The organism is Achromobacter sp. 01N37, from assembly GCF_056399725.1.
Genome location: NZ_JBFTRX010000002.1, coordinates 512,193 through 533,062 on the forward strand (window position 1 = coordinate 512,193; position 20,870 = coordinate 533,062).

At 64.2% G+C, this 20,870-nt stretch carries 19 protein-coding genes; 14 read left to right on the forward strand and 5 right to left on the reverse strand.

What is annotated here, in order from left to right:
- Window positions 1-22: 22 nt before the first annotated feature.
- From AC1DSJ_RS05530 to AC1DSJ_RS05540, 3 genes are all read right to left on the reverse strand, one after another.
- Window positions 23-1,270: an NAD(P)/FAD-dependent oxidoreductase gene (locus AC1DSJ_RS05530; RefSeq protein WP_441371534.1), complete on the reverse strand. Its 1,248-nt coding sequence runs from the start codon at window positions 1,268-1,270 to the stop codon at window positions 23-25.
- Window positions 1,271-1,332: 62 nt separating this feature from the next.
- Window positions 1,333-2,982: an NAD(P)-binding protein gene (locus AC1DSJ_RS05535; RefSeq protein ID WP_441371535.1), complete on the reverse strand. Its 1,650-nt coding sequence runs from the start codon at window positions 2,980-2,982 to the stop codon at window positions 1,333-1,335.
- Window positions 2,982-4,493, reverse strand: coding sequence for a polyamine aminopropyltransferase (locus AC1DSJ_RS05540; RefSeq protein WP_175171328.1), 1,512 nt, complete (start codon window positions 4,491-4,493; stop codon window positions 2,982-2,984). Before AC1DSJ_RS05540 ends, AC1DSJ_RS05535 begins: the two co-directional genes overlap by 1 nt.
- Window positions 4,494-4,582: 89 nt before the next feature.
- On the opposite strand from AC1DSJ_RS05540, the gene AC1DSJ_RS05545 reads away from it, so the two are divergent.
- From AC1DSJ_RS05545 to AC1DSJ_RS05555, 3 genes are read left to right on the forward strand one after another with little or no spacing between them, the layout of a single operon-like run.
- Window positions 4,583-4,969: a DUF350 domain-containing protein gene (locus AC1DSJ_RS05545; protein WP_342068027.1), complete on the forward strand. Its 387-nt coding sequence runs from the start codon at window positions 4,583-4,585 to the stop codon at window positions 4,967-4,969.
- A 42-nt stretch (window positions 4,970-5,011) separates the two neighbouring features.
- Entirely contained in the window at window positions 5,012-6,067 is a 1,056-nt protein-coding gene (locus AC1DSJ_RS05550; protein ID WP_441371536.1) for an SPFH domain-containing protein, read from the forward strand.
- 6 nt (window positions 6,068-6,073) lie between these two features.
- On the forward strand, window positions 6,074-7,543 hold the full coding sequence (locus tag AC1DSJ_RS05555) for a DUF4178 domain-containing protein (RefSeq protein ID WP_441371537.1): 1,470 nt from the start codon (window positions 6,074-6,076) through the stop codon (window positions 7,541-7,543).
- Between the two features lie 27 nt (window positions 7,544-7,570).
- Here the strand turns inward: AC1DSJ_RS05555 and AC1DSJ_RS05560 are convergent, their stop codons facing one another.
- Window positions 7,571-7,723, reverse strand: coding sequence for a hypothetical protein (locus AC1DSJ_RS05560; RefSeq protein ID WP_175171325.1), 153 nt, complete (start codon window positions 7,721-7,723; stop codon window positions 7,571-7,573).
- Here AC1DSJ_RS05560 and speD point away from each other — a divergent pair.
- The 4 genes from speD to AC1DSJ_RS05580 all read left to right on the forward strand — a co-directional run bounded on the left by speD (window position 7,712) and on the right by AC1DSJ_RS05580 (window position 10,342).
- Complete coding sequence (gene speD, locus AC1DSJ_RS05565) at window positions 7,712-8,062, forward strand: adenosylmethionine decarboxylase (protein WP_342068021.1); 351 nt, start codon at window positions 7,712-7,714, stop codon at window positions 8,060-8,062. The two genes, AC1DSJ_RS05560 and speD, sit on opposite strands and share 12 nt — an antisense overlap.
- A gap of 118 nt (window positions 8,063-8,180) precedes the next feature.
- A complete protein-coding gene (modA, locus tag AC1DSJ_RS05570) occupies window positions 8,181-8,951 on the forward strand; it encodes a molybdate ABC transporter substrate-binding protein (protein WP_427949217.1) in 771 nt (256 codons plus the stop codon).
- A 21-nt stretch (window positions 8,952-8,972) separates the two neighbouring features.
- Window positions 8,973-9,659, forward strand: a complete 687-nt coding sequence (gene modB, locus AC1DSJ_RS05575) for a molybdate ABC transporter permease subunit (protein WP_054426430.1) — start codon at window positions 8,973-8,975, stop codon at window positions 9,657-9,659.
- Window positions 9,656-10,342 carry an ATP-binding cassette domain-containing protein gene (locus tag AC1DSJ_RS05580; protein WP_441371538.1) on the forward strand — a complete coding sequence of 229 codons (687 nt, stop codon included), beginning with the start codon at window positions 9,656-9,658 and terminating at the stop codon, window positions 10,340-10,342. Before modB ends, AC1DSJ_RS05580 begins: the two co-directional genes overlap by 4 nt.
- A 116-nt stretch (window positions 10,343-10,458) precedes the next feature.
- Here the strand turns inward: AC1DSJ_RS05580 and AC1DSJ_RS05585 are convergent, their stop codons facing one another.
- Entirely contained in the window at window positions 10,459-11,253 is a 795-nt protein-coding gene (locus tag AC1DSJ_RS05585; protein WP_054426426.1) for a TOBE domain-containing protein, read from the reverse strand.
- 141 nt (window positions 11,254-11,394) lie between these two features.
- Between AC1DSJ_RS05585 and AC1DSJ_RS05590 the strand changes: the two genes are divergently transcribed.
- The 7 genes from AC1DSJ_RS05590 to AC1DSJ_RS05620 all read left to right on the forward strand — a co-directional run bounded on the left by AC1DSJ_RS05590 (window position 11,395) and on the right by AC1DSJ_RS05620 (window position 20,823).
- Window positions 11,395-12,000, forward strand: a complete 606-nt coding sequence (locus AC1DSJ_RS05590) for a DUF4136 domain-containing protein (protein WP_054426424.1) — start codon at window positions 11,395-11,397, stop codon at window positions 11,998-12,000.
- Window positions 12,001-12,014: 14 nt separating this feature from the next.
- Window positions 12,015-13,208 (forward strand): DUF3734 domain-containing protein, encoded by a 1,194-nt coding sequence (locus AC1DSJ_RS05595; protein WP_054426423.1) that lies wholly within the window; start codon window positions 12,015-12,017, stop codon window positions 13,206-13,208.
- Between the two features lie 209 nt (window positions 13,209-13,417).
- Window positions 13,418-13,888: a helix-turn-helix domain-containing protein gene (locus AC1DSJ_RS05600; RefSeq protein ID WP_441371539.1), complete on the forward strand. Its 471-nt coding sequence runs from the start codon at window positions 13,418-13,420 to the stop codon at window positions 13,886-13,888.
- Between the two features lie 122 nt (window positions 13,889-14,010).
- Window positions 14,011-15,270 (forward strand): efflux RND transporter periplasmic adaptor subunit, encoded by a 1,260-nt coding sequence (locus AC1DSJ_RS05605; protein WP_346550603.1) that lies wholly within the window; start codon window positions 14,011-14,013, stop codon window positions 15,268-15,270.
- A 65-nt stretch (window positions 15,271-15,335) separates the two neighbouring features.
- Window positions 15,336-18,572, forward strand: coding sequence for a multidrug efflux RND transporter permease subunit (locus AC1DSJ_RS05610; RefSeq protein ID WP_441371540.1), 3,237 nt, complete (start codon window positions 15,336-15,338; stop codon window positions 18,570-18,572).
- A complete protein-coding gene (locus AC1DSJ_RS05615) occupies window positions 18,569-20,086 on the forward strand; it encodes an efflux transporter outer membrane subunit (RefSeq protein WP_175171320.1) in 1,518 nt (505 codons plus the stop codon). The genes AC1DSJ_RS05610 and AC1DSJ_RS05615 overlap by 4 nt, the downstream gene beginning before the upstream one ends.
- Window positions 20,083-20,823: a pyridoxine 5'-phosphate synthase gene (locus AC1DSJ_RS05620; RefSeq protein ID WP_054426415.1), complete on the forward strand. Its 741-nt coding sequence runs from the start codon at window positions 20,083-20,085 to the stop codon at window positions 20,821-20,823. Before AC1DSJ_RS05615 ends, AC1DSJ_RS05620 begins: the two co-directional genes overlap by 4 nt.
- The last annotated feature ends 47 nt before the right edge of the window (window positions 20,824-20,870 follow it).

Consider the following 20,870-nt stretch of genomic DNA (forward strand, 5'->3'; position numbering starts at 1 on the left):
CGCGCCAGGTTCGAAGCGCAATTTACAAAAAGCGGCCGGGCCGGAACGCGTGGTGCAAGGCCGTAGCACGGCCATCGATCATCAATTCCGCCAGCAGTTTCGCCGTGCCGGGCGCGGTGCTGAAGCCGACGTGCTGATGCCCCAGCGCCAGCCACAGGCCGGGATGTTTGGGCGCTTCGCCAATCATTGGGCGGCTGTCGGGCAGAGTGGGGCGGCGGCCCAGCCAGGCGGATGCATCCAGCCGTTCGCCTAACGGAAAGGCTTCGCGCGCACGCGATTCCGCCAGCTCCAACTGCGCCGGCCGTGGGGCGGCGTCGCACGCATCCAGTTCGACGCCGGTGGTCAAGCGCAGCCCGCGCGCCATCGGCGACAACACATAACCGCCACCCGTGTCATACACCGGCCGGCTGACGCGCGCGCCGTCCGCGCCGCGGTAATGCATGTGATAGCCGCGTTCAAACGCCATGGGCAAGTCGATGCCGGTAGTGTTCAGCAGCGCCTTGGACCACGGGCCCAGCGCCACCACCACCTGATCCGCGGATAGCGATTCCGAGTCTTGCGCGCCTTGCACCGTCCAGCGCTGGCCGTCGCGGCGCACGCCGGTGGCGGTCATGCGCTTGAGCGTGCCGCCCGCTTGAAGGAACAGGTCAGCATACGCGGCCACAACTGCATGCGGATCATCCACCGAATACGAACCTTGAATCCACAAGGCGCGATGGAAGATGGGCGCCAGCGCGGGTTCCATCTGGGCAAGCTCGGCGGGGCTGAGCGTCTGGGTGGGCACCTGGTATTGCGCAAAGGTCTTGCGCGCCAGCTCGCTGCCATTCCACGCAGCCTCGCTGCGGTACAGGAACACCCAGCCCGTATCGCGCAAGCGATGGCGCGCGCCGGCTTCGTCCAGCAGTTTCAGGTGTTCAGGGGCCGACAGCCGGATCAGCCCGTCCAGCGCGTTGACGGTTTCGCGGAAGACGGCGGGCCGGGCGTTCAAGAGGAAGCGCGTCGCCCAGCCCAGATGCTTTGCCAGGAACGCGGGGCGATAACGGAATTGGACGGTATCGTTTTTCAGCAGCCGGGGCAGTTGCGACCACAGGCCCGGGTGGTTGAACGGCATCAGCGAGCTGCGCGCCAGCACGCCCGCGTTGCCCATTGACGTTTCCATGCCCGGTTCCCGCTTGTCGACCAAGGTGACCGTGGCGCCACGGCGCAACAACTCCAATGCGCAGCAGACACCGACGATGCCCGCGCCCAGAACAATGACGTGCTTTCCCATGATTTTTTATTCGAAGCGTCAAGGCCGGGGATTGTATTGCAGTCCTTCCTTGGGAGGCGCCGTTACATGGCCGGCTTCTGCCCCAGGATGCGGCCCGCCGCCACCACGCCCCACCAAGATGCTTCTTCAAACACGGAATAGCCCGACAGGTCGGCGTGCGCGAACAGCACYGGGCCATCTACCTCGCGCAGCGCGGCCAAGCCCGCGTTGGACAAATAACCGCACAGCGGCGAGGCCATGGCGTGGCCGCGCACGGTGATGTCCAATTGCCGCGCGTTGCGCCAGAACTCGCTGCCGTAGGCGGCGACAAGATCAGCGGCGGCTTCGTCGCGCAAGGCTTCGGGGCTTGCCGTGGTGAGCCATCGCCGTGCGGCTTGCGGCGTTTGCCCGCTTAGCGCGTGATACGCGGTGAACACGGTGCGGGGCGAACGCGCAACGCGCAGCAGCTGATGTGTGGACACGACATAGCCCAGCGCCCGGCCTTGGTAGACGACGTTGTCCCAAGACAGCGGTTCGCCGGGCGCTTCCAGCGGATAGCCTTCCAACACGAAGTTGGACACCAGCCACGGCGCGTGCGATGACGTGTGCACAGCCGGGTCGTAACCGTAGGCGCGGATGTCGGGCAGGATGCGCTGCGCGACGAACAAGGGCATGGCGCAGACGGTGCGCCGGGTTTGCAGCGTGTAGGCGGCGGTGGGGGCTTGGGTGTCAGTCATACCCGTGATGCACGTCACGCGCGGGCCGGCGGCCGTCTCGTCCAGGCGCACCGCCGTACCCGGAATCAGCCAGCGGTTGTGTCCCAGCTTCTGGGTGATGGCGTCGCGCATGCGGGCGGCCAGCACGGCCAGCCCGCCCGGCCACGTCAGCACTGCGCCTTCGCCGGCGTTGGCGGCGTGGCCGTCGCGGCTGGCGAAGTAGTGCAGGCCGGCCCAGGCCGAGACCACGTCGTATTGCGCGCCGTAATCGTCGCGGCAGCAGTAGTTCAGATACCAGTGCAGCGCGGGCGACGTATAGCCCTCGCGCGCCAGCCATTGCTTGAAGGTGATGGCGTCCAGCGCGCGCCATGCCGGGTCTTGCGATGACAGCACAAGCGGAATGCTGAACACCTTGCGGCCATCGTTGCCCACCTGCGTGTGCAGCCGGTCGATCAGCTTCAGAAAGCGGTGATGCTGCGCCACGTCTTCGTCCGGCAGCCCGGTCATGGGCAGCAAGCCTTCTTCCCAACGCCCGTTGCGCAGCAGTCGTTCCTGCGGCGAATGGACGAGCAGGGCTTCGTCGTAAGTCGGGCGCACGTCACCCGCGCCGCGTTCGATGATGCCGAAGTCGGACAGCATCTCGCGCACATGGGTAGACGCCATCGAGGGCAGCGGCAGGTAATGCGCGCCCAGCGGGTAGTCCAGCTCATCGCGCTTGCCTGCCGCCGCATTGCCTGCGAATTCCGGGCCTTGCACCACCACGAAATCGGTAAAGCCCTCGCGCGCAAGCTTCCACGCGCATGACAGGCCGGCCACCCCCGCGCCCAGGATGGCGACGTTGTGCTGATAGTGGGCGGACGGCGCGGGCAACGCTGCGCCATCGCGCAATGCGTGTCCGGCTTGCATGCCCGGGTAGTGAACGCTGGGCGGGGTCTCGACGATGCGCGACCGATACCAGCCCGCGGTGCCGGCGGCCGCTGCCGTGGCTGCGCCCAGCAGGAAGCTGCGGCGGCGCATCAGCGGATAACCTTGCGCCAGTCCTCGTCGAAATAGCGCACGAGCGACTGCTCATTCAAGCGGTTGGGCGGCATCGCCAGCGCCGGCATGTCGGCGGGGAAGTGGAACAGTTCGCGCGTGGTGGCCGGGTCGAGATAGCGCGTTGGCACGGTGATCTTGTCAGGCGGCGTGTAGTCGCGCCGCTTGCTGGCCAGAATGAAACCCCAGTCGCCAAACGACGGCACATAGGTGTGGTACGGCCAGGTGTTCAGGCCCGCTTCCTTCAACGTGGCGTCCACGCTCCAGAACGAGCGCGGCGCGAAGTAGGGCGACGTCGACTGGATCACCATATAGCCGTTTTCGGCCAGGTGGCGCGCCATCAGATGGTAGACCGGCACCGAGTACAGCCGGCCCAGCCCGAAGTTGGACGGGTCGGGAAAGTCCACCACGATGAAGTCATAGACCTCTGCGTGCGTTTCCAGCCAGCGGCCGGCGTCGTCGTTGATGACGGTAACGCGCGGGTCTTTGAGCGAGCCCTGGTTCAACGCCACCAGCGGCTCCGAGCGCGAGAACAAGCCCGTCATCGCCGGGTCCAGATCCACCAGCGTCACGTGTTCGATGTTCTTGTATTTGAGGATTTCGCGCACCGCCAGCCCGTCGCCGCCGCCCAGCACCAGCACGTTGCGCGCCCAGGGCAGCGTCTGCAAACCCGGATGCACCAGCGACTCGTGATAACGATGTTCGTCGCGCGACGAGAATTGCAGGTTGTTGTTGATGTACAGGCGCAGGTCGTCATGCCAGCGCGTCACCACCAGCCGCTGATACGGCGTGGTTTCGGCGTGCACCACGTCGTCGCCGTACAGGCCCTTTTCAGCCCAGGCCGTCATCGCGGTGGAATAGATGAAGCCCAGCGCCAGAAAGCCGATCACCACGCAGGCGCGGATGGCTTTTTCGCCGGGCCGGCGGACCTCGGCGCGAAACAGCCACGTCGTCCACAGCGCGACGCTGGCGTTCAGGATGCCGAACAGAAAGCTCGTGCGCAGCAGGCCCAGCTTGGGGGCGAGCAGCAGCGGGAAGATCAGGGAGACGGCCAGCGCGCCCAGGTAGTCAAAGGTCAGCACGCGGCTGACGATCTCGCGGAATTCGGCCTTGCGCTGGTTGAACACGCGCATCACCAGCGGGATCTCCATGCCGACCATCAGGCCGATGACGAAGACGCCCACATACAAAGCCGCGCGAAAGGGCGCGGACAGCCAGGCGAAAACCAGGAACAGGACGGCGGCGGACACCCCGCCCAACAACGCGACCAGCAGTTCGACGTCGATGAACCGATTCAAAACGTCTTCGTCTTTTACATATTTTGACAACCACGAACCGATGCCCATGGCGAACAAATAGCAGCCGATGACGGACGAGAACTGAAGGATGGAATCCCCCAGTAAATAGCTGGCCAGCGCGCTGCTGATGAGCTCATAGCCCAAACCGCAGGAAGCAACGATCAATACCGATAGGATGAGAACGCGGTCGCGCATGGGGTGTCCGGAGCGAAAAATGCGTTCGCAGTATATCGAACGCCGCGTATATACTGCGCGCAATTAGGAGGGTGGCAATGGGAGAAGCGATGCATCCGGCGGTGACCTATCTGATCTATATCGTCTCGGCGCTTGTCATGCTGGGCGTTTTCACCGCGGTCTACACCGCCGTGACCCGCTACAAAGAATTCGACCTGATCCGCGAAGGCAACATCGCAGCGGTGCTGTCCTACGGCGGCGCGCTGGTCGGTTTCAGCTTCACGCTGTGCTCCAGTATTGCCGTGCACGCCAGCTTCGTGATGTTCCTGGTGTGGGGCGTCGCCGCCATGGTGGTGCAGATCGTGGTGTATGTCGTGATCGCCCAGGCCATACGCGGCATGAATGAGGCCATCGAACAAAACAATATCGCCATGGGCGGCCTGATCGGTTCGATCTCGCTGGCCGCAGGCGTCGTCAACGCCGCCTGCCTGACCTGACGGCCGGCGCGCGTCATCCGATCTGACACGGGAGAACTTGCCATGAGTCTCGGTTCATTTATTCGCAAGCAGTTTATTGACATCCTGCAATGGAACGAGGATCGCGACGGCGTGCTCGCCTGGCGCCATCCGATGCAGGATTTCGAAATCCAGTACGGCGCCAGCCTGACCGTGCGGGAATCGCAAATGGCGGTGTTCGTCAACGAAGGCAAGGTGGCCGATGTGTTCGGCCCCGGCATGTACAAGCTGACGACGCAAACGCTGCCGATCCTGACGTACCTGAAGAACTGGGACAAGCTGTTCGAGTCGCCCTTCAAGTCGGACGTGATCTTCTTCAGCACGCGCCTGCAACTGGGCCGGCGCTGGGGCACGGCGCAGCCGGTGACGCTGCGCGACAGCGAATTCGGCATGGTGCGCCTGCGCGCATTCGGCGTGTATTCGTATCAGATTTCCGACCCGGCCAAGTTTTATCGCGAAATCAGCGGCACGCGTGATGAATACACCGTGGACGACCTGGAAGCGCAGCTGCGCAACATGGTGGTCGCCGCGATGACGACGGCGCTGGGCGGCTCCAAGGTGCCGTTCCTGGATATCGCGGGTAACCAGGGGCTGATGTCGCAAAGCATCAGCGAGCAGCTGGCCCCGGTGTTCGACCGTTATGGCGTGAAGCTCGACAACTTCACCGTTGAAAACGTGTCCCTGCCCGAAGAGCTCCAAAAGGCGCTGGACACGCGGATTTCGATGGGTATGGCGGGCGATCTGGGCAAGTTCACCCAGTACCAGACTGCGACGTCGATTCCGTTGGCCGCGCAGAACGAAGGCGGCATTGCCGGCATCGGCGCGGGCCTGGCGGCCGGCGCCGCGCTGGGCCAGACGATGGCCGCGGGGTTGGGCGTGGGGCAGGGCCAGCCGCAACAGCCACAGCAACAACCGCAGCAACCGCAGCAACAGCCCGCGCAGCAAGCCGCGCCTGCTGCGGCCGGCGCTGACCCGGTCGCGCGCCTGCAACAGCTGAAGGACTTGCTGGACAAAGGGCTGATCACCGCCGCTGACTACGATTCGGCCAAGGCCGAAGTGCTGAAGAAACTTACCAGCTAAGGACTTATGCAGCAGGTTCTGTGTCCGCAGTGCGGCGCCCCGGTCAAGTTCACGTCCACCGCATCCGTCATGGCGGTTTGCGGCGCTTGCCGCAGCACCTTGTTGAAGGATGCCGAATCGGTCAAGCGCATTGGCGAGATGGCCGATGTGCTGGAAGACTATTCGCCCTTGTGCCTGGGCGCGACGGGCAAGTTCGACAGCAAGCGTTTTGACGTCATCGGCCGCATCCAACTGCGCTTTGACGAGGGCTTCTGGAACGAGTGGTACGTGTGGTTCGAAGATGGCTCCGACGGCTGGTTGTCGGACGCGTCGGGCCAGTACGCCGTCACGCGCCGCCGCAAGGTCAAGTCCTTGCAAGGCATGCCAGCGTTCACCGACATTTCGCCAGGCGACGAGCTTAAGCTGGATGGCCAGCGCTTTGTCGCCGCCGATGTCCGCACGGCGCAGGCGGGTGCTGCGCAGGGCGAACTGCCGTTTGTGCCGGGCGATGGCTGGGAAGCAAAGGTGGCGGACTACCGCAGCCTGGACGCGTTTCTCACGCTGGATTTTTCCGACGCGCCCGAACCCGAACTCTATATCGGCAAAGCCTTCGACCTGTCCGCCATGCAGGCGGGGTCGCTGCGCACCAACGAACAGGTCGAGGAAACCGCGGGCCGCTTCCGTGGCCAGATCAAGGCGCTGGAGTGCCCCAACTGCGGCGCGCCGATCAGCTTCGTGGCGGCCATGGCCACCCACGTTGTCTGCCCGTCGTGCGCATCGGCGGTAGATTGCTCGGGCCCCACGGCCGAAGTCATCGCCAAGGGCCACAAGGTTAAGGCGATCACCACCACGCTGTCACTGGGCGCGGTGGCCAAGATCGACGGCGCCAGCTACACGCTGATCGGTCTGATGAAATGCGCGGACCCCGATCCCGACGAACCGTCCGACTGGATCGAGTACCTGCTGTTCAACCCGGCCAAAGGCTTTATCTGGCTGGTGGAAACCGACGAAGGCTGGGAACGCGTGCAGGTCTGCGACACCTGGCCCAGCCTGAATAACGCCATCAGCGTGCGCTGGCGGTCAAAGCTGTACCAGAAGCTGTACGACTACACCTCGCGGGTCGAGGTGCCGCTGGGCGCGTTCAACTGGCGCGTCAAGGCGGGCGACACCACGAAGATCTCCGACTACAAGGCCGGCACGTTGAAGCTCACGCGTGAACTCGCGGCCAACGAACTCGGCTGGTCGGCGTCGGCGCCCATCGCCCCGGCGCAGTTGGCGGAGTGGTTTGGAGACGCCCAGTTGGCCAAGCAGAAGTCGCTACCTATGGGCGGCAAGCGCGGCGGCTACGGCAAATGGGCCTGGATCGCGACGATCGGCATGGTGTTCCTGAACATGAGCAATATCTTGAACGGCCGCTTTATTCCAGTCCTGATCGGGCTGGCGTTCCTGTGGTTCCCCGCCAAGCTGGCGGACAAGTTTTCCGGAAAGGACGACTAGGACGATGGGCAAGTTCCTTTATGCCGTCTATGCGGTGGTGGTGGTGCTGGCGGCCACGGGCGCCAGTTCGCCCGGCGCCCGTATCGTGAGCGGCGGCAGCAGCAGTAGCAGCAGCTGGGGCAGCAGCTCGTCCGGCAGTTCGGGCTGGTCATCGGGCGGATCGCACAAGTGACGGTGCATGCCACTCCGGGCCGCCACGTGCTGGCGGATTTTCGCGGCGTGCCTGCCACGCGGCTCACGGATGCCGCCGCGTTGGAAGCGCAATTGATCGCCGCGGCGCAGGCCGCCGGCGCGCATGTGCTGAGCGCGCATTTCCACCACTTTGGCGAAGGCGCGGGCGTGACGGGCGTGGTCATGCTGAGCGAATCGCATATCAGCATCCATTCCTGGCCCGAACACCAGTTCGCGGCGCTGGACATCTTCATGTGCGGCACGGCGCAGCCCGAGCTGGCGCTGGCCTGGCTGCAAGACGCGCTGGCGCCGGAATCGGTACACGTCACGACGGTCGCGCGCGGCTGATATTCCCCCATTTTTTGCCCGTTTGATCTGGCGCAATGGCCGGCGGGACGCAAATTGACGAGCGTTATATACCTCTATATATTTCGTTACCGATATGGCGATACCCGAGGAGAAGATCATGACCTGCAAACGCCCGCCGTTGGCCCTGTCCCTGGCGCTATCCCTGGCGCTGTCCACCCTGTGGGGCGCGAGCGCCCACGCGGGTGACCTGGTGGTGTCCGCCGCCGCCAGCCTGACCAACGCATTCAAGGAAGTGGCGCAAGGCTACGAGAAAGCGCATCCCGGCACCAAGGTCGTGCTGAATTTCGGCGCGTCCGACGTGCTGCTGCAGCAGATCGTGAAGGGCGCGCCCGCGGATGTGTTCGCTTCGGCCGACCAGAAGGCAATGGACAAGGCCGTGGAAGAAAAGGCCGTCAAGCCTGCTTCGCGCGTGGACTTCGCCGCCAACCAGATCGTGCTGATCGTTCCCACGGACAGCAAGGCCAACATCACCGTGCTGAAAGACCTGACGCGCGACGACATCAAGCGCATCGCCTATGGCAACCCGGCCTCGGTGCCGGTGGGCCGTTACACCCAGGGCGCGCTTGAAGCCGCCGGGTTGTGGACGGCGGTGCAAGCCAAGAGCGTGCTGGCGCAGAACGTGCGCCAAAGCCTGGACTACGTGTCGCGCGGCGAAGTGGACGCGGGCTTTGTGTTCGCAACAGACGCCGCCGTCATGCCTGACAAGGTCAAGGTGGCGGTGCGCGTGCCGTCGCAAACGCCCGTGACGTATCCCATTGCCGTGACCGCGCGTGAAGCCGCGGCGAAAGAAGCCGATAGCTTCGTCGCCTATGTGCTGTCGCCCGAAGGGCAGGCTATTCTGTCGCGCTACGGTTTTCAGAAGCCCTGATATTGCTGATGCGTTGAACTGATGACAGATCCGGTTTGGGTGCCGCTGCTGCTTTCGTTGAAGGTGGCGGGCTGGGCAACATTGTTGGCGACCGTGGCCGGTACCGCCGCGGCGTTCGGCTTGTCGCGATGGCGCTGGCCGGGGCGCGATCTGCTGGACGCCATCCTCACCCTGCCGCTGGTGTTGCCGCCCACCGTGCTGGGCTATTACCTGCTGGTCTTGCTGGGCCGGCGCGGCGTCATCGGTGAAACGCTGGCGGGCTGGGGCATTGAACTGGTGTTCACGTGGCAGGGCGCGGTGATCGCGGCATCCGTCGTGGCGTTTCCGCTGGTGTTCAAGTCGGCGCGCGCGGCGTTTGAGAACGTGGACCCGCAGCTTGAGAATGCGGCGCGGGTGCTGGGCGTGCGCGAAGCCGGCGTGTTCTTCCGCGTGACCTTGCCGTTGGCGGCGCGCGGTATTGCGGCCGGCGTGCTGCTGGCGTTCGCCCGCGCCTTGGGCGAGTTCGGCGCCACGTTGATGATTGCCGGCAACCTGCCCGGCCGCACGCAGACCTTGTCGGTGGCCATCTACGAAGCCGTGCAGGCAGGCGACGATCACACCGCGAATCTGCTGGTGCTGGTCACCTCCGTCACCTGCGTCATCGTGTTGCTGGTGGCGGGCAAGCTTGTGCCTATCGGGGCGGGTCAACGCAACGGGGGCGGGCGATGACCATCAACATCCAGGTCGCCAAGCGCATGGTGTCGGGCGACCGGCAATTTGAGCTGGACGTGGCCTTCACGTCGTCGTCCAAGCGCATCGCCTTGTTCGGGCCGTCGGGCGCGGGCAAGAGCCTGACCTTGCGCGCGGTGGCGGGGTTGCTGCGGCCGGACGCTGGCCGCATCGATATCAATGGGCGCGTGCTGTTCGATAGCCAGGCGGGCGTCAGCCTGCCAACGCAGTCGCGGCGCGTGGCCTATCTGTTTCAGGACTACGCGCTGTTTCCCCATCTGACGGTGGCGCAGAACATCGCGTTCGGCTTGCGGCGCGGCTGGCTCAACCCGCCCAGGCGCGGCGTGGCGCCAGAGGCCAAACGCTGGGTGGATGCGTTTGAGCTGGGCGCCATCATCGGCAGTTATCCCAACGAGATTTCGGGCGGGCAGAAGCAGCGCGTGGCGCTGGCGCGCGCGCTGACGTTGCAGCCCGACATCCTGCTGCTGGACGAGCCGTTTTCTGCGCTGGATTCACAACTGCGCGGCAAGATGCGCCAGGAACTGAATGCGCTGCAGCGGCAGCTGGACGTGCCGATGCTGCTGATCACGCATGACCCGGCGGATGTGGATGCCCTGGCCGATGAAGTGTTCGAAGTGCGCGACGGCAAGGTGCGCCGCCGTGCGGATGACCCGGGGGTTTGATCGGGTTTGATCGGGTTTGATCTGGCTTGATCCCGGGGGATGGATGCGGGCTGCGGATTGGGCGTTAGATCAGACGTTAGATCGGACGTCTGACCGGACCGCTGACGCGTTGCGCGTCAGTCCAGCACGCCCAGGATCACGCTGGACGCCTTGAAAATCGCCACGGCGGGTTCGCCTTCGGCCAGGCCCAGTTCCGTCGCGCTGTCGTTGGTGACAATCGCCACCATCGTCGCGCCGCCGTCCATGGCGATCAGGATTTCACTGTTGACGGCGCCCGGACGCACCGCGCTGATCTTGCCCAGCAACTGGTTGCGGGCCGACAGCCGCAGGCCCGGGCCCGGTGCGCCGACGATAACGTTGGACGCCTTCACCAGCGCAATCGCTTCCTTGCCCGGCTCCAGGCCCAATTCCGTCGTGCTTTCACGCGTGATGGTCGCGGTGACGGTATGGCCGCCCGCGATGCGCAACAGGATTTCGTCGTTGACGGCGCCCGTGCGGATCTCGATGACGGTGCCCAGAAATTTATTGCGCGCGCTGGTCTTCAGCATGAAACGCCTCATCAGGTCGATGTCGCCGCTGGCGTCCAGCCCTGCGCGCGTCAGGTTGTCCATGAACTTCCGGTGTTCGGCTTCCAACGCCCGAAAGGTGCCGATCAGGCGGCGCGCGCGGTCGGTCAGCTGCGTGCCGCCGCCGCCTTTGCCGCCTGCGGCCCGTACCACCAGCGGTTCACCCGCCAGATTGTTCATGGCGTCGATGGCGTCCCACGCTCCCTTGTAGCTCATGCCCACGGCGCGCGCAGCCGCCGTGATCGAGCCAGTGGCGTCGATCTGGGAGAGCAGGTCGATGCGGTTCTTTCCGCCCCAGGTCTGGGCGCCGGAACGAAACCAGATTGAGCCGTCGAGTTCCAACATGCTGGTTTGGGTCTGTGTCAGGGGGATGAATCAGCTGCGAGTGTAATGGACGGCAGGCGGGGGGATGCGAATGAGATTCTGTTGAAACTTTGCGGGCTTCGCGGCACTATGTCCAAGCCTTGAGCTCTCGGAGAAATCGACATGAAAGCGTTTCCAGCGTTGAAATGGTTGACGGCCGGTTCCATGACGGCATTGCTGGCGGCCTGCGCATCAGGCCCCACCGTGAAGGGCGATTACGATCACCAGGCGGATTTTGCCCAATACCGGACATTCGCTTTCATGAACCCGCTAGGCACGGACAAGGCGGGCTACAGCAGCCTCTTGACCGAGCGGCTCAAGGACGCCACGCGCGGCCAGATGGAGATGCGCGGTTATACGTACAGCGCCGCCAACCCGGATCTGCTCGTCAACTTCGGCGCCAAGCTCCAGCAAAAAACCCAAGTCACGCCGGCCGCGCCGCCGATGGGGCCTTACTATGGCTACCGCACGGGGTTCTACGGCGGCTGGCCCGGCTACGGCTGGGGCGACGACGTTTATCAATACACCGAAGGCACGCTGAATATCGACTTGGTCGATCCCCGCCGCAAGCAGCTGGTGTGGGAAGGCGTGGCGGTGGGTGAAGTGCAGAATCCCGATACCGCCAACACCTCGCAGAACGTGGACAAGGCGGTGGCGCAAATCTTCGCCAAGTATCCGTTCCGGGCCGGCGTCGCCGCGCCGCAAGTGCCGGACAAAAGCAAACCCTAGCCAGAGGTAGCCGAATGACCACTCGCCGCAAGGCCCCGTCCACCGATACCGGCGATACGCCTCCCTACGAAACCGTTGCCCTCGTCCTGCAAGGCGGGGGCGCGCTGGGGTCCTATCAGGCGGGGGTGTACCAAGGCTTGCACGAAGCGGGCATTCGGCCCAACTGGATTTCCGGCATTTCCATCGGGTCGATCAACGCGGCCATCATCGCGGGCTCGCCCGAAGACGAACGCGTTGAGCGGCTGCGTGGCTTCTGGGAAAGTATTTGCCGCCCGGCCGGTTTTGCCTCGGTGCCGTGGGGCGACACGTTGGCGGGCATGTTCGAAGGCATTCCCTTCGGTTTCGGCTCGCCGGCCATGAACGGCCAGCTGTCTGCCTTTCAGGCGCTATTTTCAGGGCAGCCGGGGTTTTTCAAACCGCGCTTTCCGCCGCCGTACTGGGCCAGCGGCCGGGGGGCGGCGTCCACCAGCTTTTATGACACCACGCCGCTTGCGGCCACGTTGCGCCAGTTCGTCGACTTCGATGTGCTCAATAGCGGCAAGGTGCGCGCAAGCTTCGGCGTGGTGAATGTGCGCAGTGGCAACTTCGCCTATTTCGACAGCCAGACCGATAAGCTGGGCCCCGAGCACATCATGGCTTCCGGCGCCTTGCCGCCGGGTTTTCCGTCGGTGGAGATCGAGGGAGAGCATTATTGGGACGGCGGTATCGTGTCGAACACGCCGCTGGCGCAGGTGCTGACCAACGACAACATGCGCGACACCTTGGCGTTTCAGGTTGATTTATGGCCTGCGCGTGGCGGGCTGCCGACTTCGCTTGAAGAAGTGGCCGAGCGCCAAAAAGACATTCAGTATTCCAGCCGAACCCGCCTTGTCACGGATCAGCTGCGGCGGGTGCTGAAGTTGCGCCATGGCTTGCAGCGCCTGCTTGAGCGCCTGCCCGAGTCCGAACGCAACGCGCCCGAGTTCGCCGACATCCGCAAGTTGTCGCATACGCCCGCCACCAACATCATCAACCTCATCTACGAATCCAAGCACCTGGAGCGTTACTCCAAGGACTACGAATTCGGCACCGAGGCCATGCGCGAGCACTGGGAATCCGGTTTGGCCGACATCCGCCAAACGCTGGCCAAGCCCGGCATTCTGGCGCGGCCCACCGAAAACAGCTGCTTTGTGACGCACGATATTCATCGCAACGGCATGCATAAATAGGCAGGGTGGGCACAAACAGGCCGGGTCGCCACAAACAGATAGGGCGCACAAAGAAAGAGAAAGGCAGGGCGCGTAAGACTGGTCTGATAATTGGCTCATTCGGCAGCCAGAAGCCGTTCACACCGGTAGTCTTCAGGGACAAACAGCAACCTTGTTCCGGGTTCCGGCTGCCGCCACGCCAGGCGGGGCTGGCCCGATGGAGACCTGCCATGAATGTCCCTCACGCGCTTGCTCCTCACGCGCTCGCCCCTCACGCGCCTACGCCTCACGCGCCTGCCGCTGATGCGCTTGCCCGCCTGGATCAACCCTCGCCACGCGGCGCGCGCCTGCCGCCGTCCATCACCGTCAATGCCCCTGCAACGCTTGCGACCGATCGGGTCGACGGCTGGTGGAGCCTGATGTACCAAGGGTGGACGCTGCTGGCGCCCAGCGGCGCGCGTATCGACCTGACCGAAATTGAACGCGCGTGCTTTGTCTGCCTGCTGCAGAGCCCGCATCGCGAATTGCGCCGCGAAGCGTTGATGGCCGTGCGCCAGAGCACCAATATGCGCACGCTCAATGTGGCGATTTGCCGGCTACGCAGCAAAGTCCTGCAGACAGGCGCCCGTTTGCCGCTGCATACTGTGCACGGCGTGGGTTACGTGTTCCTGGGCAATCTCAGAGCGCTTCCCAACTGCTGAGGCTGTTACGGATTTGTCTCTCCCGCGCATCGTTGTACGGCTTGAAAATACGTGATTTCCCCAATAACTGAGTTACATTATTGGGCTATTCACGGGTCACTACGCTATGCGCGGGGGTTTCAATGCGGTTTTCGCCTAAACGTGTTTCAGGTCTGGCTGTTTCCGGTGGCGTCCTCGCGCTGATATTGGCAGGGTGCGGCGAAAAGCCACAGATGAATCCCGGCATGCCTCAAGTCAGCGTCATTACCGTGCAGCCCGAGCGCGCGCCCATCGTTTCTGAATTGCCCGGCCGCGTGGATGCCGTGCGTGATGCGCAGATCCGTTCGCGTGTTACCGGCATCGTTCAGAAAATCGCCTTCGAGCAAGGCGGTGACGTCAAAGAAAACCAACTGCTGTTCAAGATTGATCCGGCGCCCTACAAGGCAGCCTACGATCAAGCGACGGCGCAGTTGAAGCAGGCGCAGGCCAATCTGTTCAGCGCCAAGCTGCTGGCAGACCGCTATGCGCCGCTGGTCAAGGCCAACGCCGTCAGCAAGCAGGAATACGACAACGCCGTGGCCTCGTTCCGCCAGGCCGATGCCTCGGTGGCGGCCGCCAAGGCCAACCAGGACAACGCGGCCATCAACCTGGGCTACACCGATGTCACGTCGCCCATCACGGGCCGCATCGGCAAGCCGCTGGTCACCGAAGGCGCACTGGTGGAAGCCACGTCCGCCACGCAAATGGCTACCGTGCAGCAGCTGGACCCGGTCTATGTTGACTTCACGCAGTCCACTGCCGAATTGGCGACGCTGCGCCGCGCATTCGCCAGCGGCCAATTGCAGAAGGTGGGCAAAGACACCGCTCGCGCCACCGTTGTGCTGGAAGACGGCACGGAATACGAGCACGCCGGCAAGCTGCTGTTCACCGGCATCACCGTGGACCCGTCCACGGGCCAGGTGAACCTGCGCGCCGAAGTGCCCAACCCCGACGGCATCCTGCTGCCCGGCATGTACGTGCGCGTGCGGCTGGAGCAGGGCGTGGATGACAAGGCGCTGGTCGTGCCGCAGCAGGCGCTGCAACGCACGGCCGACGGCTCGCAAAGCCTGATGCTGGTGAAGGACAACAAGATTTCCCAGTTGCCCGTCACCACCGGCGGCGCCATCAAGAACAACTGGTTGATCACCAGCGGCCTGAAGGCAGGCGACGTTGTCGTGGTCGAAGGCTTCCAGAAAATCCGCCCCGGCGCGCCGGTGCAGGTCAGCCAATGGAACAAGAACGGAGCCCCCGCGAACGGCGCTCAGCCCGCGGCGCAACCCGGCGCCAAGCCGGCCGCGCCCGAGCAATCGCCCAAGCCTGCCGAACCTGCCCAGCAGGACAAGGCAGCAGGCCAGAAATCTTGAGCGGCACGCGGCGCAACCAGCGCCGCGTTCCCCTTTGGTGAGCATCGCTTTCAGAGTCAGCCCACATGCCGCAATTTTTCATTGATCGACCAATTTTCGCCTGGGTAGTTGCCCTGTTCATTCTGCTGGCGGGGGTGCTGGCCATCCCGAACATGCCGGTGGCGCAATACCCCGACGTGGCCCCGCCGGCGATCACGATTACCGCTACGTATCCTGGCGCATCGGCCAAGGAAGTGGCGGAATCGGTCACCAGTATCATCGAAGACAAGCTCAACGGGGCCAAGGGCCTGATCTACTACGAGTCGGTCAGCGATTCCTACGGCACCGCCACGATCACCGCGACCTTCGCGCCGGGCACCAACCCCGACTTGGCGCAGGTGGACGTGCAGAACCGCGTGTCCAACGTGATTGCGCAGTTGCCGGCGGCCGTGCAACAGCAGGGCCTGCAATACGAGCAGACCAGTACCGGCTTCCTGATGATCGTGACGTTGTCGTCCGAAGACGGCTCGCTGGATCAGACGGCATTGGCCGACTACATCACCCGCAACGTGCAGAACCCGGTCTCGCGTGTGGCCGGCGTGGGCCAGTTCCAGCTGTTCGCCGCGCCGCGCGCGATGCGCATCTGGGTCGATCCCGCCAAGCTGGTGGGCTTTAACCTGAGCATGTCCGAAGTCAACCAGGCGATCTCGGGCCAGAACGTGTTGATCTCTGGCGGCAGCATCGGTTCGCCGCCCAACCCGGAGTCGCAGCGCATCACCGCCACCGTCACGGCCAACGGCCAGTTGAGCACGGTGGAGGGCTTCGGCAAGATCGTCCTGCGCGCCAACACCGATGGTTCCAAGGTGCTGCTGCGCGACGTCGCCCGTATCGAAGTGGGCGCCGACAACTATCAATTCGGGGCCCGCCTGAACGGCAAGCCCACGGCCGCTTTCGCCATCGTGCTGTCGCCGGACGCCAACGCGTTGGCCACCGCCCAGGGCGTGCGCCAACAGATGGAAGAGCTGTCCAAGTACTTCCCGGGCAACATCCAGTACGCCATCCCCTACGACACCGCACCCTATGTGAAGGTGTCCATCGAGCAGGTGCTGCACACCCTGGCCGAAGCCATGGTGCTGGTGTTCCTGGTGATGTACCTGTTCCTGCAGAACGTGCGCTACACGCTGATCCCGGCACTTGTCGTGCCGGTGGCCATGCTGGGTTCGTTCGCGGTGATGCTGGGGCTGGGCTTCTCGATCAACGTGCTGACCATGTTCGCGATGGTGCTGGCCATCGGGATTCTGGTGGACGACGCCATCGTGGTGGTTGAAAACGTTGAGCGCATCATGGCCACCGAAGGCTTACCGCCAAAAGAGGCCACCAAGAAAGCCATGCCCCAGATCAGCGGGGCCATCGTCGGCATCACGCTGGTGCTGGTGACGGTGTTCCTGCCGCTGGCCTTCATGAGCGGGTCGGTGGGCGTGATCTACCGTCAGTTCTCGGTGGCCATGGCCGTGTCGATCTTCTTCTCGGCCCTGCTGGCGCTGACCTTCACGCCGGCGTTGTGCGCCACCATTCTCAAGCCGGTGGCCAAGGGTCACCACGACGATAAAAAGGGTTTCTTCGGTTGGTTCAACCGCAAGTTCGACGCCACCACCCACGGTTATCAGAACTGGGTATCGCGCATTCTGCACAAGGGCGGCCGCATGATGCTGGCCTTCCTGGTGCTGGTGCTGCTGCTGGGCTGGCTGTACCTGCGTCTGCCGTCGTCGTTCCTGCCCGAAGAAGACCAGGGCTACGTGATCAGCAACATCGAGCTGCCCACGGGCGCCAGCGCCAACCGTACGGTTGAGGTCATCGAACAGGTCGAGGAATACTTCCGCAACATTCCCGCGGTGGAAAACGTCATCGCCGTGCAGGGCTACAGCTTCAACGGTAACGGCCTGAACGCCGCTATTGCGTTCACCACGCTGAAAGACTTCAAAGACCGCAAGGAACGCCAGGATTCCGCCGGCGCCATCGCCTTCAATGCCTTCCAGAAGCAGTTGATGGGCATTCACGATGCGCAGGTGTTCACGCTGGTGCCGCCCGCCATTTCGTCCTTGGGTAACGCCACGGGCTTCGACCTGCGCTTGCAGGATCGCGGTGCGGCCGGCTCCGAGGCGCTGGCCGCGGCCACGGGCCAGTTGATGGGCGCTGCAATGAAGAGCCCGGTGCTGTCGCAAGTCCGCATCACCGGTCTGGCGGCGGGCACGCAACTGACGCTGAACATCGACCGCGACAAGGCAGCAGCCTTGGGGGTGGACTTCAACGAGGCGGCATCGCTGATCTCGACGGCGGTGGGCTCGGCCTACCTGAGCAAGTTCCCGAACATGGGCCGGATGCAGAACATCTGGGTCCAGGCCGATGCGCCGTACCGCATGCAGCTGTCTGACGTCTTGAAGCTGAACGCGCGCAACACGCAAGGCGGGATGGTGCCGCTGTCGACGTTCGTCACGGCCGATTGGGTGCAGGGTCCGGTGCAGGTGGTGCGCTACAACAGCTACGAGTCCATGCGTATCGGCGGCAGCGCCGCGGCGGGCTACACCACGGGCCAGGCCATGGAGGAAATGCAGAACCTCGTCGCGCAGTTGCCGCAAGGCTTCGGCTACGAGTGGACGGGGCTGTCGTATCAGGAACGCCAAGCGGGTAACCAGGCGCCCATCCTGATGGGCCTGTCGCTGCTGATCGTGTTCCTGGTGCTGGCCGCGCTGTATGAAAGCTGGGCCATCCCGATCTCGGTCATGCTGGTGGTGCCGCTGGGTATGTTGGGTGCGGTGGCCCTGGTCAGCGCGCTGGGCATGTCGAACGACGTGTACTTCCAGGTGGGCATGGTGACCGTGATCGGCTTGGCGGCCAAGAACGCCATTCTGATCGTGGAGTTCGCCAAGGATCAGTACGCGCGGGGAATGGGGCTATATGAATCTGCGGTGGAAGCCGCAAGGCTGCGGTTCCGGCCGATTCTGATGACGTCGCTGGCGTTCATTCTGGGCGTGGTGCCGTTGGCGATGGCCACGGGCGCAGGCGCCGCCAGCCAGCGCGCAGTGGGTCTGGGCGTGCTGGGCGGCATGTTGGCGGCAACCCCGTTCGCCGTCATCTTCGTGCCGACGTTCTTCGTCGTGGTGCTGGGCCTGTTCAAGACCCGCCCGCGTCTGCTGGGCGCTGAACTGAAGGCCTGGGAAGAAGAGCAGGCGGCCAAGAAGGCGGCTGGCGAACCCACCGCTGATTCGTCCCACGCTGCGCAAACTCCCGCACAACCCCACGGTGGCCCGGAGGGCAAGGCATGAAAGCCCTGATGATCAAACAGACCGCTTTGTCCGCCTTCGTGGCGGTGGCGTTGGCCGGCTGCTCGCTGGCGCCTGACTACAAGCGCCCCGATGCGCCGGTTACGGGCGCGTGGCCCGACCAGCCCAAGGTGCAGTACGGCGCGTACAACAACCCTTCAACGCTGGGCACGCAGCCATCGACGTCGGTGATGCCGCAAGACGGCACGCCCGCGGCCGACCTGGGCTGGCGCGAGTTCTTCCGCGATCCGCGCCTGCAAAGCCTGATCGCCTTGTCGCTTGAGAACAACCGCGACTTGCGCGTGGCCGTGCAGCGTGTCGAAGAGGCGCGTGCGCAGTACGGCGTGCAGCGCGGCGCGCAGTGGCCGAGCATCGGCGCCGGCATTCAGGGCCAGCGCCAGCACTTGCCCGCCAACATGCGGGCAGGCGGCCCCGATTCCAGTTCGATTTCCAGTTCCTATCAGGCCGGTATCGGCCTGACGACCTTCGAAATCGATCTGTTCGGCCGTTTGCGCAATTTGTCCGAAGCGGCGTATCAACAGTATCTGTCGACCGAACAGGCGCAAAAGAGCGTGCAGATCACGCTGGTCGGTTCCGTGGCGCAGTCGTACTTCAACCTGCGCGCGGCCGAAGTGCAGCTGGACCTGACGCAGCGCACGCTGGCCTCGCGCCAGGAATCCTACAACCTCGTCAAGCGCCGTTTCGATGGCGGCGTGGCGTCGGAACTGGATTTGAACCAGTCGAAGTCGCTGCTGGATACGGCGTCGTCTGACCTGGCGCAATTGGCCCGCGCCCGTGCGCAGGCCATGAACGCGCTGGTGCTGCTGGTGGGAACGCCGTTGCCGGAAAACCTGCCCGAGCCCGCCACGTTCGGCCGCGACCAGTTGCTGGCGACGGTGCCTTCCGGCCTGCCGTCTGACCTGCTTGAGCGCCGGCCCGATATTCTGGCCGCAGAAAACCAGTTGAAGGCCGCCAACGCCAATATCGGCGCGGCGCGCGCGGCTTTCTTCCCGACGATTTCGCTGACCGGCCTGCTGGGCGTGGCCAGCCCGTCGCTGGGTGATCTGTTCAAGGGTGGCCAGGGGTACTGGAGCTTCTCGCCGTCGATCACGACGCCGCTGTTTGCGGGTGGCAGCATCCGCGAAGGGCTGAATCTGGCGAAGGCGCGCGACAACATCGCCGTGGCTCAATACGAGCAAACCATCCAGACGGCGTTCCGCGAAGTGTCGGACGCGCTGGCGGGCGAAGCCACGTATGGCGCGCAGCTTGATGCGCAACGCGCGTTGCAGGATTCGTCTTCGCGCACGCTGGAACTGTCGAATCTGCGTTATACCAATGGCATCGACAGCTACCTGCAAGTGCAGACCGCTCAGGTAGACTTCTTCAATGCCCAGCTTTCGCTGGTGCAAACCGGTTTGGCCGCGCTGATCAACCGCGTGGAGCTCTACAAGGCGTTGGGCGGCGGCTGGGAAGAAACCACGAAAGAACCGACCAAAGTGACGACGACCGCTCAATGATAGAACTTGGTGTAAATATCGATCACGTTGCCACGTTGCGGCAACAACGCCATACGGTGTACCCGGACCCGGTGGCCGCCGCGCTGCGCGCGGAGGACGCCGGCGCCGATCTGATCACGCTGCATCTGCGTGAAGACCGCCGCCACATTCAAGACGCGGACGTTTACGCCATTCGTCCGCAGTTGCGCACGCGCATGAATCTGGAATGCGCCATCACGGCGGAAATGCTGGAAATTGCCTGCGCCGTCAAACCCAACGACGTCTGCCTGGTGCCTGAAAAGCGTACCGAGCTCACGACCGAGGGCGGCCTGGAAGTGGCGGGCGCCATGGGGCCGGTGACGGACGCCGTGGCCTTGCTGCGCGAAGCCGGTATTCGCGTGTCGTTGTTCATCGACGCGGACCCGGTGCAGATCGCCGCGGCGGCCAAGGCTGGCGCCACGGTCATCGAACTGCATACCGGCGCCTACGCCGAAGCCCAGGGCGACGCCGCCCAGGCCGAGTTGCAGCGCATCCGCCTGGCCGTCACCGAAGGCTTGCGCCATGGCCTGCGCGTGAACGCCGGACACGGCCTGCATGTGGGCAACGTATCGCCCATTGCCGCCATTGACGGTATTTCCGAGCTGAACATCGGCCACGCCATCGTGGCGCAGGCGGTGTTTGATGGCTGGGAAAAGGCGGTGCGCGACATGAAAGCGCTGATGGTGCAGGCCCGGCTGCAAGCGCTGCGCGGCCTGTGACGGCAGGCTGGATGATGAAACCCCGCGCCGCGTTTTTGGCGGCGTTG

Excerpts from the sequence above, each read along its gene's own strand:
- AC1DSJ_RS05585 (WP_054426426.1), bottom strand. The coding sequence starts at position 11,253 with ATGTTGGAACTCGACGGCTCAATCTGGTTTCGTTCCGGCGCCCAGACC.
- AC1DSJ_RS05620 (WP_054426415.1), top strand. The coding sequence starts at position 20,083 with ATGATAGAACTTGGTGTAAATATCGATCACGTTGCCACGTTGCGGCAA.
- modB (WP_054426430.1), top strand. The coding sequence starts at position 8,973 with ATGACAGATCCGGTTTGGGTGCCGCTGCTGCTTTCGTTGAAGGTGGCG.
- AC1DSJ_RS05555 (WP_441371537.1), top strand. The coding sequence starts at position 6,074 with ATGCAGCAGGTTCTGTGTCCGCAGTGCGGCGCCCCGGTCAAGTTCACG.
- AC1DSJ_RS05530 (WP_441371534.1), bottom strand. The coding sequence starts at position 1,270 with ATGGGAAAGCACGTCATTGTTCTGGGCGCGGGCATCGTCGGTGTCTGC.
- AC1DSJ_RS05540 (WP_175171328.1), bottom strand. The coding sequence starts at position 4,493 with ATGCGCGACCGCGTTCTCATCCTATCGGTATTGATCGTTGCTTCCTGC.
- modA (WP_427949217.1), top strand. The coding sequence starts at position 8,181 with ATGACCTGCAAACGCCCGCCGTTGGCCCTGTCCCTGGCGCTATCCCTG.
- AC1DSJ_RS05605 (WP_346550603.1), top strand. The coding sequence starts at position 14,011 with ATGCGGTTTTCGCCTAAACGTGTTTCAGGTCTGGCTGTTTCCGGTGGC.
- AC1DSJ_RS05610 (WP_441371540.1), top strand. The coding sequence starts at position 15,336 with ATGCCGCAATTTTTCATTGATCGACCAATTTTCGCCTGGGTAGTTGCC.
- AC1DSJ_RS05615 (WP_175171320.1), top strand. The coding sequence starts at position 18,569 with ATGAAAGCCCTGATGATCAAACAGACCGCTTTGTCCGCCTTCGTGGCG.
- AC1DSJ_RS05590 (WP_054426424.1), top strand. The coding sequence starts at position 11,395 with ATGAAAGCGTTTCCAGCGTTGAAATGGTTGACGGCCGGTTCCATGACG.
- AC1DSJ_RS05550 (WP_441371536.1), top strand. The coding sequence starts at position 5,012 with ATGAGTCTCGGTTCATTTATTCGCAAGCAGTTTATTGACATCCTGCAA.
- AC1DSJ_RS05560 (WP_175171325.1), bottom strand. The coding sequence starts at position 7,723 with ATGCACCGTCACTTGTGCGATCCGCCCGATGACCAGCCCGAACTGCCG.
- AC1DSJ_RS05545 (WP_342068027.1), top strand. The coding sequence starts at position 4,583 with ATGCATCCGGCGGTGACCTATCTGATCTATATCGTCTCGGCGCTTGTC.
- AC1DSJ_RS05600 (WP_441371539.1), top strand. The coding sequence starts at position 13,418 with ATGAATGTCCCTCACGCGCTTGCTCCTCACGCGCTCGCCCCTCACGCG.
- AC1DSJ_RS05580 (WP_441371538.1), top strand. The coding sequence starts at position 9,656 with ATGACCATCAACATCCAGGTCGCCAAGCGCATGGTGTCGGGCGACCGG.
- AC1DSJ_RS05595 (WP_054426423.1), top strand. The coding sequence starts at position 12,015 with ATGACCACTCGCCGCAAGGCCCCGTCCACCGATACCGGCGATACGCCT.